Source organism: Xylanibacter rarus (assembly GCF_001275135.1).
GTDB lineage: Bacteria > Bacteroidota > Bacteroidia > Bacteroidales > Bacteroidaceae > Prevotella > Prevotella rara.
On sequence record NZ_LFQU01000021.1, the window covers coordinates 22,772 to 37,384 of the forward strand.

At 34.8% G+C, this 14,613-nt stretch carries 11 protein-coding genes and 1 pseudogene; 5 read left to right on the forward strand and 7 right to left on the reverse strand.

What is annotated here, in order from left to right; genetic code table 11:
- Positions 1-40: 40 nt before the first annotated feature.
- From ACU52_RS10625 to ACU52_RS10635, 3 genes are read right to left on the reverse strand one after another with little or no spacing between them, the layout of a single operon-like run.
- Complete coding sequence (locus ACU52_RS10625) at positions 41-499, reverse strand: DUF4293 domain-containing protein (protein WP_053398761.1); 459 nt, start codon at positions 497-499, stop codon at positions 41-43.
- Positions 496-834 carry a DNA-directed RNA polymerase subunit omega gene (locus tag ACU52_RS10630; protein WP_021855321.1) on the reverse strand — a complete coding sequence of 113 codons (339 nt, stop codon included), beginning with the start codon at positions 832-834 and terminating at the stop codon, positions 496-498. The genes ACU52_RS10625 and ACU52_RS10630 overlap by 4 nt, the downstream gene beginning before the upstream one ends.
- Before the next feature lie 16 nt (positions 835-850).
- The gene (locus ACU52_RS10635; RefSeq protein ID WP_021855322.1) at positions 851-1,678 is read right to left on the reverse strand and encodes an outer membrane protein assembly factor BamD; all 828 of its coding nucleotides are present in this window, start codon (positions 1,676-1,678) and stop codon (positions 851-853) included.
- A 168-nt stretch (positions 1,679-1,846) separates the two neighbouring features.
- Here ACU52_RS10635 and uvrB point away from each other — a divergent pair, with 168 nt between their 5' ends.
- The 5 genes from uvrB (at position 1,847) to ACU52_RS10665 (ending at position 9,792) form a co-directional block, all read left to right on the forward strand.
- The gene (uvrB, locus tag ACU52_RS10640) at positions 1,847-3,883 is read left to right on the forward strand and encodes an excinuclease ABC subunit UvrB (RefSeq protein ID WP_053398762.1); all 2,037 of its coding nucleotides are present in this window, start codon (positions 1,847-1,849) and stop codon (positions 3,881-3,883) included.
- Between the two features lie 132 nt (positions 3,884-4,015).
- Positions 4,016-4,657, forward strand: coding sequence for a DUF4468 domain-containing protein (locus ACU52_RS10645; RefSeq protein WP_053398763.1), 642 nt, complete (start codon positions 4,016-4,018; stop codon positions 4,655-4,657).
- A gap of 257 nt (positions 4,658-4,914) precedes the next feature.
- Complete coding sequence (locus ACU52_RS10655) at positions 4,915-7,248, forward strand: putative porin (RefSeq protein WP_053398764.1); 2,334 nt, start codon at positions 4,915-4,917, stop codon at positions 7,246-7,248.
- Between the two features lie 94 nt (positions 7,249-7,342).
- Positions 7,343-8,548 carry a pyridoxal phosphate-dependent aminotransferase gene (locus ACU52_RS10660; protein ID WP_021855327.1) on the forward strand — a complete coding sequence of 402 codons (1,206 nt, stop codon included), beginning with the start codon at positions 7,343-7,345 and terminating at the stop codon, positions 8,546-8,548.
- A complete protein-coding gene (locus ACU52_RS10665; protein ID WP_053398765.1) occupies positions 8,545-9,792 on the forward strand; it encodes an ABC transporter permease in 1,248 nt (415 codons plus the stop codon). Before ACU52_RS10660 ends, ACU52_RS10665 begins: the two co-directional genes overlap by 4 nt.
- 458 nt (positions 9,793-10,250) lie before the next feature.
- Here ACU52_RS10665 and ACU52_RS15615 read toward each other — a convergent pair.
- The 4 genes and pseudogenes from ACU52_RS15615 to ACU52_RS10685 form a co-directional block, all read right to left on the reverse strand.
- Positions 10,251-11,408, reverse strand: a pseudogene (locus tag ACU52_RS15615) (IS256 family transposase).
- Positions 11,409-11,658: 250 nt separating this feature from the next.
- Positions 11,659-12,480: a carboxylesterase family protein gene (locus tag ACU52_RS10675; protein WP_053398766.1), complete on the reverse strand. Its 822-nt coding sequence runs from the start codon at positions 12,478-12,480 to the stop codon at positions 11,659-11,661.
- A gap of 20 nt (positions 12,481-12,500) precedes the next feature.
- Positions 12,501-13,382: a nucleoside phosphorylase gene (locus ACU52_RS10680; protein ID WP_053398767.1), complete on the reverse strand. Its 882-nt coding sequence runs from the start codon at positions 13,380-13,382 to the stop codon at positions 12,501-12,503.
- A gap of 19 nt (positions 13,383-13,401) precedes the next feature.
- Positions 13,402-14,610: a hypothetical protein gene (locus ACU52_RS10685; RefSeq protein ID WP_053398768.1), complete on the reverse strand. Its 1,209-nt coding sequence runs from the start codon at positions 14,608-14,610 to the stop codon at positions 13,402-13,404.
- Between the last annotated feature and the right edge of the window lie 3 nt (positions 14,611-14,613).

Here is a 14,613-nt window from a genome sequence, read left to right on the forward strand (position 1 = left end):
CCATTATATTATTGATAATATATTACTGGTATCATATCATCTATCTGATTCTATCTGCAGCTCTGACTAATGCTTCATCTGCGAGTATAGCTCTTCTTGCCATTAAATATAAAATAACAGCTATAAGTGGAAGTATTGATGTAAAGGAAATTTTGTAATGTCCTATAGATTCCGTTAAATTTATTGCAAACACAGCGTAAACTGCATACCATCCTAAGATTAATAATATGTTAAATATACAGAACCGACTTTGTACAATTCTGTTGTGATACATAAAAATTGCAATCAGCGAAATCGGACATGTAATCAGTAAAGTTGCAAAAAGGGCCCATACAGAATAATTATGACTTCCATTCGGCATCGTAATCCACAAATTAAACATTGTAGATGTGGAATTTATATTTCCATCTGCAACAAAATGTCCTAACGGCAAGCATAGACAGATTATATTTAAAATTAATGCTGCCAAAAGGAATAAAGTTTGTTTCCTTTGTATCATTGCATATCTTTTAAATTGTCTTTTTGACCGTCACGCCAATATATATTGCCATCAATGAATTCTTGAGTAGCTAACAATGTCGGTTTAGGGAGTTTTTCATAATATCTTGATATTTCTATTTGCTCTCTATTTTCAAAAACCTCTTCTAAACTATCATTGTATGAAGCAAATTCTGCTAGCTTCTTACTTAAATCTTGTTTTATTTCTACAGAAATTTGGTTTGCACGTTTTGAGATTATAGCAACACTTTCATAAATGTTGCCTGTCTCATCACATAAATCCATAATGTTTCTGGTTACGGTGTTTGATGGTGCTTTTGATTTTTTGTAGTCCATATTCTTTATGTTATATTTATTTCTCTTTGGTATATTTCTTACAAGATGATATGTATTTTTCTGCTAATGCCTTATTCTTTGAGTCTGGATATTCATTAATGAATCCATAACATTCGTCTTCTGCATCTCGATAGCGGTCTATTTTCTTTGATTCAACGCTTTGTTCTGCCAATTCGAATTTACTTTTCATTATTAAAACAGCAAAGTCTTCGCGCAAAGAACTGTATGGATAATCATTGATTGCGTTTTGTGCCGTTATAATACATGCTTCATAATTGCTTCCTCCACTTGTACAATTACCAAAATATGTACCTAAATTATAATATAATTGTGCAGAATATAATTCTTTTTTTACAAGTTTATCCTGTAATTCGAAAAGGCGTTTCTGTGCTTTACCTTTTAAAGAGGCTTCTGGATATATATCCAAGTATTCTTGAAAAGCAGCAATTGAATTTACAGTCTGTGTTTGATCTAATCTTGGTTCCGGTGTACTCATAAACAGGCTTTCGCCAATGTAGAATGAGGCCATTTCTGAATAAATACCTTTGGGATATGTCTTATAGTATTTTTTAAAAGTCATTGCAGCACTTTCATAGTCCTTGTCACAAAATTGTGCCATTGCAAGCATATATAGACTTTCTTCAGCATTGTCTGTTCCTTTTTGAATTGTTACAAGTTCTTCAAGCAAAGTAATTGCCTGTGTATATTTGCCATACGCAAAACACTCTTTTGCATATTCATACTTATAATTATAGTCTTGTGACTTATAAACTTGATTGAATTCGTGTGCACATCCAGAAAACAACACGACAGCAAATATGGAGATGATAATATTATTCTTCATAATTCAATATTTGGCTTGCAAAAGTACATATTATTCTATTAAGTAACAAAGTTTTGAACTTATTTTTAAGAAAAAATATCTTTATTAGGTGATTTCTTTGTAATATTTGTATTTTTGCATCTTGAATTGTTATGTATTTATTAATGTTCTTATTGTGTTTATTGTTATATGAAAGGTTTTAAGCTTACCTCAAATTATAAGCCGACAGGGGATCAACCTGAAGCTATTAAGCAATTAACAGAGGGGATACTTAATGGTGAAAAGTCACAAGTGTTACTAGGAGTAACTGGATCGGGTAAAACTTTCACGGTTGCAAATGTTATCGCCAATGTAAATAAACCAACGTTAATTTTAAGCCATAATAAGACACTTGCAGCTCAGCTTTACAGTGAAATGAAATCTTTTTTCCCTGATAATGCGGTGGAGTATTATGTATCATACTATGATTATTATCAGCCTGAAGCATATTTACCACAGACGGATACATATATTGAAAAAGATCTTGCTATTAATGAGGAAATAGACCGTTTACGTTTATCTGCTGTTTCTGCATTGCTATCTGGAAGGAAAGACGTTATTGTCGTATCGTCAGTCTCCTGTATTTATGGTATGGGCGGACCTGTTGAAATGGCAAAAAGTATAATATCTTTAAAGCGAGGCCAGATTTTAGATCGTAATGACTTCTTGCGTAGCCTCGTAGGAGCTTTGTATGTTCGAAATGACATAGAACTCAAGAGAGGTAATTTTAGGGTTAAAGGAGATACTGTTGATGTATTTATGGCTTATAGTGATTATGTCCTTAGAATTTCATTTTGGGATGATGAGGTTGATAGTATTGAGGAAATAGATTCAATTGATTTTCATCGAATTGCTTCTTTTGATAATTATCAAATTTATCCTGCCAATCTTTTTGTCACATCAAAAGAGCAAACTGAACTTGCTATACGTAAAATACAAGATGATTTGTTAAAGCAAATATATTACTTTAATGAATTGGGGGATGATATTAAAGCTCAGCGTATTAAGGAACGTGTGGAGTATGATATGGAAATGATAAAAGAATTGGGTCATTGTTCGGGGATAGAAAATTATTCACGATATTTTGATGGACGTGAAGCAGGACAAAAACCATATTGTCTTTTGGATTTTTTCCCGTCAGATTATCTGATGGTGATAGATGAGAGTCATGTGAGTGTTCCTCAAATTAGTGCGATGTATGGTGGCGATAGGGCGAGAAAGACTAATCTGGTTGAATATGGATTCCGTCTGCCGGCAGCATTTGATAATCGTCCATTAAAGTTTGAAGAATTTCACTCTATGATACATCAGGTAATTTATGTTTCTGCAACTCCTGCAGATTATGAATTGGAGGAAGCAGGAGGAGTTGTTGTAGAGCAGGTTATACGCCCAACAGGATTGTTGGATCCGGAAATAGAAGTAAGACCAAGTGAAAATCAGATTGATGATCTCATGGAAGAGATTGTTATACGTAATGGGAAAAATGAACGTACCTTGGTTACTACATTGACAAAGCGTATGGCTGAAGAGTTGACAGAATATTTGCTTAATCACGATGTTAAAGCTAATTATATACACAGTGATGTCGCTACTTTGGATAGAGTAAAAATTATGAATGATTTACGTGAAGGCGTTTTTGACGTTCTTGTTGGAGTGAACCTATTGCGTGAAGGGCTTGATTTGCCTGAAGTCTCGCTTGTCGCGATACTGGATGCGGATAAAGAAGGCTTTTTGCGTTCACACAGATCGTTGACTCAAACTGCAGGCCGAGCGGCGAGGAATGTAAATGGTAAAGTAATAATGTATGCTGACCATATTACTGCAAGTATGCAGATGACGATAGATGAAACTGCAAGGCGTCGCGAAAAGCAATTGAAATATAACGAAGAGCATAATATTACTCCTAAACAAATTGTTAAGGTAATAAATCATGATACATTGGGATCTGCTAGTATTATTGATATGCCAGTTGCAAACAAAAAGTATGAGGCTTATATTGAAGAAGGCCATGTCGCATTTGCTGCGGATCCTATTGTAACCAAGATGAATAAAGATCAGTTGTTAAAAACAATTGCAAATACCCAAAGGATGATGAAAAAAGCGGCAAAAGATCTTGACTTTATACAGGCTGCACAATTTCGAGATGAATTAATTCGTCTGCAAAATATACTTGATGGTAAATATTGATAATTATAAAAACATTATGTAGTAATTTATATCGGTGCTTATTTGTTGCTATTCTAATTCTAGTTGTTAAATTATGCTTATTGTTGCGCCTATAACTTTTAATTTATTAATTTTGCAAAAATATATATTCGTATGAAACTGATTTTTATCCTTTCTATGTATTTGATTCCAATGATTGGTTTGGCACAGAGTGTTTGGGAAGCACCTAATGCCGAGGATCATAAAGTCACAACAAGTACATTTATTGATAATAAAGAGAATTCGGAAGCTAAATATTTAAAAGGAGCAGTTCCTGAGGTTGATGGAAAAGTTGAATGGCGCTTAGATATTGATGTCCCAAAGAAAAATGCTCAGGATATATACGATATAATATTTGATTGTTTTACGAGTTTAACTAAAACAGAAAATCAACTTGAAGGTAGTCGTATTTCACTTATCAATAAAAAGGACCATATTGTAGTTGCTTGTATGAAAGAGTGGCTCGTTTTTACAGATAAATTATTGTCTTTAGACAGAACGAAATTTAATTATACTTTAATCGCATATTGTAAAGATAACCATCTTACGGTTACAATGGGACGTATATTATATGTTTATGATGAAGAACGCGTTAGAGGTGGATATGTGTATAAAGCAGAAGAATGGATTAATGATGAAAATGCATTAAATCGTAAACAGACACGTTTGTTGCCTGGTTCTGCAAAATTTAGAAGAAAGACCATTGATCGTAAAGATTATATTTTTAATACAATTAAAGAAAATGTTTTGAAATAAGCTTATTTTTGATATTTTTATTTAAAAGCAATGATTGTAAATACAGATGATAATAACAAGAAATTTAATTCTTGTGGGAAATATGGAAGTCGAGGTGAACGCTTTATGTTTCTTCGTAATATATTAAATATTATTTTCATGTTGGGAGCATTGATTGGTATGGTAATTTATTTTAAAGTAGATCATCAAATTGGCACAATCGTAATATTGTCTTCCATGTTATTTAAAATTGTTGAATGTGTTTTTCGCTTCATAAAATGAGTAAAAGGATATTAATAGGGATAACGTATATATTATTTTGTTTATCGGTCTATTCACAAGATTATAATCAGTTAACAGATACGGGCGAGTTTACACAAGCTGGATCAAATAAAAGTTCAAAAAGTGATACACTTTCATCTGGGAATAAAGAAATTCCAAAAGGATTGAAAGTTTGGACTATTGATGAACGTTTTGGGGAACGTACGGCTGCTGTACCAGATACAATGCAGCATATGTATATGAACTCAATTTTTACAACAGGCCTGCGTGGAGAATACAATACTACAGGAAACTTAGGAGCGCCACGTATTAGTCGTATTTTTATAGATAGAGATGAAACGTCCCAGTTTGTATTCACACAACCATATGATTATTTCTTGACGCCTGTCAACAAATTCCTTTTTACGAACACTCTTTCGCCGATTACCAATATTTCTTATGATGAATGTGGTGATAGAACAAATGGTGAAGATCATTTTAAGGCAATTTTTGGTGTTAATGCAGGTAAAAAGTTAGGCGTAGGTTTTAAGTTTGATTATATCTATGGCCGTGGATATTATCAAAATCAGAGCACGTCGCATTTTAATTATACTATGTATGGCTCATATCTAGGTGACAGATATGATGCTCATATCTTATTATCAACTAATCACCAGAAAGTGACGGAAAATGGTGGTATAACTGATGATAGGTACATAACACATCCTGAAGCATTTGATGATAATTTTAGGGAGAGTGAAATACCTACCGTTTTAGAACAAAATTGGAATCGTAATGATAATCAACATATATTTTTCACACACCGCTATAATTTGGGATTTAATAGAAAAGTAAAAATGACAGAAGAAGAGATTGCTGCACGAAAGTTCGCAATAGCTTCTCAAAAGGAGAATGAAACAAATAAGGCAAAAGAAGAGGCACGGAAGAAAGCTATTAAGGAAGGACGTGAATTTGATGAAAATGCATATGATGAGAAAAAGACATTTTCAGGGCGTCCTGACAATGCTATAATAGCTGGTGATGAGCCTGCCGATACGACTAATACAGCAAGCGATAGAATAGTTCTTGATAAGACAGCCGCAGATAGTTTGCTTAACGTTCATATAGACGATAAAAATGTTGCTAATGTGGATACTGCATGGATGAAAGATGAATACGTGCCAGTTACAAGCTTTATACATACTTTAAAATTTGATAATTATCGTCGTATATATCAAGCATATAGAACTCCTGAAAATTATTATGCAAATACATTCCCTGTTAATGAGAAGTTTGAAGGGGATTCAATTTATGACAAGACTAACCATTATTCATTAAAAAATACATTTGCTATAGCATTGCTAGAAGGTTTTAATAAATGGGCGAAAGCAGGACTAAGGGCTTTTGTTACATCAGATTTACGGCATTTTAGTTTGCCTGATTCTTTAGGCGGAACAAGTAGCTATAACGAACATAATTTGAGTGTTGGTGGTCAATTAATAAAAAAACAAGGAACAACGTTGCACTATGATGTTACAGCTGAAGCATGGCTTGCAGGAGAAGACGCCGGACAATTGAAAGTTGATGCAAACGCAGATCTTAATTTTCGTCTGTTTAATGATACAGTAACTCTAGCTGCACGGATGTTTTTTTATCGCCTTAACCCAACATTTTATTATAGACATTATCATTCAAAACATTTTTGGTGGGATAATGATGGTCTTAGTAAAGAAATACGTACCCGTATAGAAGGTGTCTTTTCTTTAAGGCGTACTCATACTACATTGCGTGTAGCTATTGATGATTTAAAAGATTATACATATTTGAGTCAAAGTTATACAATTACCGATAATTTTAATCGGGCAGGGAATGTGGTTTCTGTAAAGCAATGCTCAGGGAATATAAATTTATTCACTTTGCAATTGTCACAGGATTTTAAATTTGGTCCTCTTAATTGGGAAAATCAAATAACATATCAGAAATCAAGTAATGAAGAAGTCTTGCCTGTTCCTCTGTTAAATATATACACTAATTTATATTTTAAGTTTAAGGTTGCTCGTGTGTTAAGTGTTGATCTCGGGGCTGATTTGCGTTATTTTACAAAGTATAAAGCGTTGGATTATAGTCCGGCATTAGGTCAATATACCGTACAGGACAATGGTGAGAATAATGTTGAAATAGGGAATTATCCTTATGTAAATGTATACGCCAATTTACATCTAAAGCATACGCGATTTTTCATTATGATGAGCCATGTTAATGCAAGTGCAGGTGAATATTTCCTCGTTCCTCATTATCCTTTGAATGGAAGAGTGCTACGTTTTGGTGTGTCATGGAACTTTTTCAACTGATAGTAATCTTGCAACATTGACTGATGAAATAAATTTTATTGTTGATTAGTCTTTTATTAAAGTTTATATTAATTTTGTTAGAAAATATCAAATTATGCCTCAAATATCAGTACGTGGATTAGAAATGCCGGAGTCGCCAATAAGAAAATTAGCTCCGTTAGCGACAGCTGCCAAAAATCGCGGAATAAAAGTATATCATCTTAATATAGGACAGCCTGATCTGCCTACACCCAAAGTTGCTATTGACGCTATACGTAATATTGATAGAGAAATTCTTGAATATTCACCATCACAAGGATATCTTGGATACAGAAAGAAGCTTGTGAATTATTATAAAAAGTACAACATTAATGTAAGTCCTGATGATATTATAATAACTTGTGGGGGAAGTGAAGCGGTTCTTTTTGCTTTCATGTCGTGTCTAAATCCAGGAGATGAGATAATTGTTCCTGAACCTGCATATGCTAATTATATGGCTTTTGCTATTTCTGCTGGAGCAAAAATAAGGACTATTGCAACAACTATAGATGAAGGATTTTCTTTACCAAAAGTTGAGAAATTTGAAGAGTTGATAAATGATCGTACACGTGCAATACTTATTTGTAACCCCAATAATCCTACAGGATATTTGTATACAAGACGTGAAATGAACCAGATTAGAGATTTGGTTAAGAAGTATGACTTGTATCTTTTTTCTGATGAAGTTTATCGTGAATATATATATACAGGTTCGCCTTATATCAGTGCATGTCATCTTGAAGGTATTGAGCAAAATGTAGTTCTTATTGACTCTGTTAGTAAAAGATATAGCGAGTGTGGAATACGTATTGGAGCCTTGATAACAAAAAACTTGGATGTACGTCAAGCCGTGATGAAATTTTGTCAAGCCCGTTTGTCACCGCCATTAATCGGACAAATAGCAGCAGAAGCATCTCTTGATGTGCCAGAAGAATATTCACGTAGCGTATATGACGAATATGTGGAACGTCGTAAATGTCTTATTGATGGCCTTAATCGTATACCAGGTGTTTATTCACCTATACCCATGGGGGCTTTCTATACTGTTGCAAAACTACCTGTAGATGATAGTGAAAAGTTTTGCCGTTGGTGTTTGGAAACATTTAATTATGAAGGTGAAACTGTCATGATGGCTCCAGCGTCAGGATTTTATACAACACCTGGAGCTGGATATAATCAAGTACGTATAGCATATGTGTTAAAAAAAGAAGATTTAATACGTGCGCTTTTTATATTACGAAAAGCGCTTGAAACTTATCCGGGGAGGGTTGATGAAGAATGAATTTACCATTATATATAGCAAAGCGTATTTATTCAGACAATAACGCTCAGCAAAAAGTTAGTAAGCCGGCAATCCATATCGCAACAGCAGGTGTTGCCGTAGGGTTAGCCGTAATGATAATTTCTGTATGTATTGTTTTAGGTTTTAAGCATACTATACGTGATAAAGTTATAGGCTTTGGTTCCCATATTACTGTTGCGAACTTTATGACGTTACATGGCTATGAACAGAAGCCTATTGCTATGCCTGATAGTATGATGAATGTATTGAAATCCATTAATGGAGTTAAGCACGTACAACGTTATGCAATTAAACAAGGCATATTGAAGACAGACAGCGATTTTCTGGGAATAGCTTTTAAGGGCATTGCTTCAGAATACGATACTGCTTTTATCCACAATAATATGATAAGTGGTACTATTCCTGCATTTAGTGACAATAAAAGCCATAATAAGATTGTTATATCTAAGATTATGGCGGATATGCTCAAGATAAATACTGGTGATAAGGTGTTTGCATATTTTATTGATAATGATGATGTCAGAATGAGACGATTTACTGTATCAGGAGTTTATCAAACAAACCTTACACAATATGATAAAACAATCTGTTTTACCGATCTTTATACTGCATCCCGTCTTAATGGATGGGACACAGGACAAGTTACAGGTGCAGAACTTATTGTGAATGATTTCAATAAGATTAATAATGTCGAAAATATTCTTATTTCTAAAGTAAATAGAACTACTGATACTTATGGAGAAGCCTATTCTTCAGAAACAATTCAAGAGGCGAATCCACAAATTTTTTCATGGCTTGATCTTTTAGATTTAAATGTTTGGATAATACTGGCACTTATGCTATGTGTTGCTGGATTTACAATGATTTCAGGATTACTCATAATAATTCTTGAACGTACAAGTATGATAGGTACTTTAAAAGCTCTTGGTGCAAAGAATACGATAATCCGTAAAACTTTTTTATGGTTTGCTATTTTTATTATAGGGAAAGGTATGGTTATTGGAAATATTATTGGTTTTGGACTAGTTTTATTACAAAAACTGACAGGTATTGTTTCTCTAGATCCTTCAACTTATTATGTTAAGACCGTACCAGTTGAAATTAATTTACCTTTAATTATATTACTTAATGTTGCCACTTTACTTATAAGTGTTTTTGTGCTTATAGCACCAAGCTTTCTTGTTTCACGTGTACATCCTGCAAAGTCAATGAGATATGAATAAAAGTCTAAATATAAATGATTAAGATAAGGCTTCATTATTATATTTGTAAGTGATTTAATTAATAAAAGAAATTTCCCTAAATTCTAATTAGTCGCCCCTTAAAAAGATTATTATCTACTGGTATTCAGTAATTTAATCAATAAAAGTCTTTGATGAATCTGCAAGTTTTCTTATCTTTTGGTTAAGAAACTTGCAGATTTTATGATACTGTCTCAAAAAGTGTGTCTGAGGCAAGTTTGCCTTAGAAGTGATGATACAAAGTTAATAGACAATTTTGTATTTCATATCAAAAAAGTGAATTTTATGTTGTAGCTGGACGAGGGACGGGTTCTGCAGAGGAGCACCCCGTCAGCAACATGGCTAGGCCTATACTGATAGCAAGAACTATCCTGGAGTCGTCATGGTGGCGACTCCTTTTTTGCTTTCAGGCAGGCTTTTCTGCTAAAAGAACTATTCCATTAGTCCGGAAACAGAGTCTTGTCGCAGGTTATGTTGGGTAGCAGCCGGTCAAAAGCCTTGTGTTCCATGGCGACACTGCCCATGAGCGTCAGTACTGATTCTTCGTTAGGCATGGCTGTACGCATTCAGGTCACTCTCCTGAAGTCCCGGTTGAGGCGCTCGATCCAATTAGTGGTATATATCATGGACTGAATCTCCGGAGCATAGTTCAAGTAAGTCATGTATGCCTTGTAGTCGGCGTTGTTACGCATGAGTTTGAATGCCCGGTAGTCTTTACCCCACCTCTCACACATATCCTGCCATTTCTTCCATGCCATCTCAATGGTGTAATCGCGCTGTCCGGTACGGAATATATCACGCAGGTCAGAAGCCAAAGCACCCTTGTCTCCATGACTGACCTTGGCAAACATCTTGCGTTTGAGATGGGTTACGCATCTCTGAAGCGGAGTACCGGGGAATTTCTCTCCCACAACGACATCAAGACCCTTAATACCGTCTGCAACCATGAGCCCAATCTTTTGGATGCCCCTTTCTTTTAAAGTGTCAAAGATATCACTCCATCCTGTTGCGCTCTCTGTAGGAATATTGAATATACCCAGCACATCACGGCGGCCTTCCTCTGTAACGGCCAATGCGACATAGAACGCTTCACTGCATACCGAACGTTTATGGTGAATCTTAATATGCACACAGTCTACGAACATGACCGGGTAGTAACTCTCAAGACTGCGCACCAGCCAGGCGTTTACCTAGGTACGAACGCTGTCGACCATCCGGCTGATGCTGGACTTGGAATAGTGCAGCCCGTAAATCTGCTCAAAGACATCTCCGACCTGTTCCTGCGTAAGTCCTTTGGTATATAAGACTCCGGCCAACCGGTCACATTCCTCTTCCTGATTGCGAGGGATGACAAGTATCCGGGGATGAAAGTTGCCATAACGGTCGCGGGGAATACGGAATTCCAATTTTCTTCCTTGGCCATAGGCATGTCCAAAACGATAGCCATTGCCCTTATTTTGAGGATTTTCATGCAGAAACTCACTCCGTTCTGCTACCATCATGCTTTCAAGCATGATTTCCATCAGGTCGTGTAGACCATTTTCTTTCTCTGCATGCTTGCGCATGAGCTCAGAAATTTGTACTTTCGTGAAGTGCATAGTTTGTATATTTAGTGGTTTGGTCACTCCTAAATTACAAACTTCAGGGCTGACACGCAAAAGGCGCCCCTTTTTTACTGCTTATCAGACACACTTTTTGAGACAGTATCACGTTCTTCTGGTAGCAGCGGCTTATAACTTCAAAAGAACCATGAAAGCTCTTTGTTGCATGCATCAAAAAATATGCGAGATACTGTGTTTGAACAATATCTCGCAAAAAGGGCTTTTTAAGGGACGACAAGGGCATTTTCTAATAAATGGTTTTGTCATATACAACTTCAGGGTCTGGTGAACCTGATATCATATCTTGATATGCTTTTGATAAATCAGACTTTACAATATCAATGTCATTATTAACAGGTCGGCCATTATCTAAAATAGAATGTGAGAAGAGCCATTCATATGTTTTATTCATATATAATATTCGTGCTAATGCCCCGTGTGAAGCACCTTTTAGCCAGTCAAATTTAAGTCTTGTGTCATTATTTGTTTGTTTTAATTCGTCGACAACGACTTTTGATTCTTTTATTGATACTGCTCTGTCGGCAGTACCATGTATTATCCATAATGGTACCTTTCCTAAACCAGTTTTGTCTTTGAGCGTACATCCGCCGCAAAGCGCCATAGCTGCAGCGACTTTATCTGGATAAGTTCCGGTAAAATCAAGCGTTCCGTATCCACCAAGACTCATTCCAATTACATATACGCGTGTTGAGTCCATTGAATAATTATTTTTTGTCCATTCTAAAACTTGATTTATTTTGTACGGATCCCATGAGCCGCCAGGGTTTTGTGGAACAATAACTAATGCATCAATTTGTCTGCCTTTAACTATTGCATCTAATGGTCCATATCGCCTTACTTTATTAAGGTCATTTCCACATAAACTTTGGCCGTGCAAGAAAATTATTACTGGTGTATTCTCAAGCGTATAATAATAGTCGAGTGGGGTATATACCCAGAAATTATATCCTCCGGGTATTGAATCTTTTACAGGTCGAATAAAGTCGTATTGTGCTAATAAATATTGACTATAGCACAGCATCATACAGACTAATAATAATTGTTTCATTTTTGAATGTAATGCATATATCATATGCGATTAAGAACAATTTTTATTAAATCATCAATTTGATTTTTATAACCAGTATTTGCTTCTTTTGCAACACGATTAGCAATAACCATGCAGCATGTTGTTGCTTTATGTCCCATAAGGCGAGCGAGTCCTGCAAGAGCGGAACTTTCCATTTCAAAGTTTGTTATTTTTAAGCCGTTATATTCAAACTTTTCTATCTTTTCATTTTGTTTTGGATCTGTCAATGGAATGCGTAATTGACGGCCTTGTGGCCCAAAGAAACCACCGCAGGCAATAGTTACACCTCTAACCATATCCTTATCAGCTATGCGTTCAACAAGCTCAGAATCTGCATCTATTATATACGGAGCAGGTGCACACATATTTCCATTCCAACCTAGATGATTTAAAAGTGCTCTTTCCATTGCAAGATCACACACGGCATTACGCCCTTCATAGAAGTTTAAGAGTCCATCAAATCCAATTGATTTTTCTGAACAAATAAAAGTTCCAACAGGTGTGTATGGTTGTAAACCTCCGCATGTACCTATTCTAACAATATCTAACTGTCGTATTTTTTCTTTTTCTGTACGTGTATTGAAATCAATATTTGCAAGTGCATCGATTTCGTTCATTACAATGTCAATGTTGTCACAGCCAATACCTGTTGATGTGACCATTATTCGTTTGCCATTATATGTTCCGGTTATTGTATGAAATTCCCTACTTTCAATATTACATTCTTTTGTGTCAAAATGTGAAGCTACTAATTCAACTCTTCCTGGATCTCCAACAAGAATAACCTTATCTGCAAGGTCCTCGGGTCTTACATGAAGATGAAATACACTACCATCTGGATTAATTATTAATTCAGACTCTTCAAAATATCGTTTTCCCATATGTTTTTCCTCCTATATTTTATTGTTCATTAATTGCAATGTTTTCAGTATTTCTTATTTCTTTTTCTAATGTTTGGGTATATTTGTGAAGTTTCTCAAGCTGGTATTCTATATCTCTAATTTCTTTACCTAATGCTTTATTCTTATTTGTCGTATATCTTTTCCTATATGTTTCAAGTTGTAATTCTGTATCTTTTATTTTTTGTTTCATTTCGCATAATTGTAAAAAACGTTTTTGATTTGCTACTGATTTAAAGTCTGTAGGACTAGTATATACTGTATTATCATTTACGATAAATGAGATATTCTTGTTTTCACTTTCCGTTTTCCGCTTAATAAGTTTGGACAGCCTATTTCTAGCATCTTTAAGTTTTTTTGCATCTGTCCATGTCGCTTGTATACTTTTGATATCTGCAAGATCTTTCAATTTGTTATCATCCATATTAACGTCATCGTATATAGTACGTGATGTTGACGGAACAAATGTATATATACAAACCTTACCTTCAGGTTGTCTTCTGTCTGTAACAAGCCATCCAATAGAATCAAATTCGTTTATTATGCAATAATAATCATTTCCTGTTGAGTTGTATGGAAGACCTATATTCTCTGGTTTGTAGAAACGGGCAGAATCTGCATCATACATAGTTACATATATGTCATAGCCACCTAAATTATCTTTGCTTTTACCTGCGAAATATAAAGTTATTCCGTCTGACATCATATATGGGTTATTTATATCAGTAAATTCATCATCAAAATCTGTTATACGTCTTATATCGTTCCACTTTCCGTTAAGTTTATCAGCTGTATAAAGTCGTAAATGGCCTGTTTCATCTTTTTTTGAGAAATATACTTTATTTCCAAATTCATTCATATATGTGTACGATTGCGCTTGGTCGGATACTTTCCAAAAGTTGTTATAAGAATTCACGCTCCCAGATTCTTTGGTCAATGGTATTTTGTTCAAAAAATTATTTTTATCAGCAATAATACTATCAATTATCATTATCTGTTCTGTTGAAGGTAGCATCGTTTCGTATAACATCTGTGCCTGATCTTCTGATGTTATTTTTGTTGTGGCTGCCTTTTTTGTGGTTCTTGATTTTTGCGCGAAGACATTAAATGATACATTTGTTGCCAAAATAATCAGTATAAAATATATGAAACGTTTATTTGACATTACTTTAACTAGTTTTTTAAGGTTATTATTTATTTTGATAAACATATT

What these genes read in the sequence shown, in the direction of transcription:
- ACU52_RS10630 (WP_021855321.1), bottom strand. Translation starts at nt 834, where the DNA reads ATGGACTACAAAAAATCAAAAGCACCATCAAACACCGTAACCAGAAAC.
- ACU52_RS10655 (WP_053398764.1), top strand. Translation starts at nt 4,915, where the DNA reads ATGAGTAAAAGGATATTAATAGGGATAACGTATATATTATTTTGTTTA.
- ACU52_RS10660 (WP_021855327.1), top strand. Translation starts at nt 7,343, where the DNA reads ATGCCTCAAATATCAGTACGTGGATTAGAAATGCCGGAGTCGCCAATA.
- ACU52_RS10680 (WP_053398767.1), bottom strand. Translation starts at nt 13,382, where the DNA reads ATGGGAAAACGATATTTTGAAGAGTCTGAATTAATAATTAATCCAGAT.
- ACU52_RS10675 (WP_053398766.1), bottom strand. Translation starts at nt 12,480, where the DNA reads ATGAAACAATTATTATTAGTCTGTATGATGCTGTGCTATAGTCAATAT.
- ACU52_RS10665 (WP_053398765.1), top strand. Translation starts at nt 8,545, where the DNA reads ATGAATTTACCATTATATATAGCAAAGCGTATTTATTCAGACAATAAC.
- ACU52_RS10635 (WP_021855322.1), bottom strand. Translation starts at nt 1,678, where the DNA reads ATGAAGAATAATATTATCATCTCCATATTTGCTGTCGTGTTGTTTTCT.
- ACU52_RS10685 (WP_053398768.1), bottom strand. Translation starts at nt 14,610, where the DNA reads ATGTTTATCAAAATAAATAATAACCTTAAAAAACTAGTTAAAGTAATG.
- uvrB (WP_053398762.1), top strand. Translation starts at nt 1,847, where the DNA reads ATGAAAGGTTTTAAGCTTACCTCAAATTATAAGCCGACAGGGGATCAA.
- ACU52_RS10645 (WP_053398763.1), top strand. Translation starts at nt 4,016, where the DNA reads ATGAAACTGATTTTTATCCTTTCTATGTATTTGATTCCAATGATTGGT.
- ACU52_RS10625 (WP_053398761.1), bottom strand. Translation starts at nt 499, where the DNA reads ATGATACAAAGGAAACAAACTTTATTCCTTTTGGCAGCATTAATTTTA.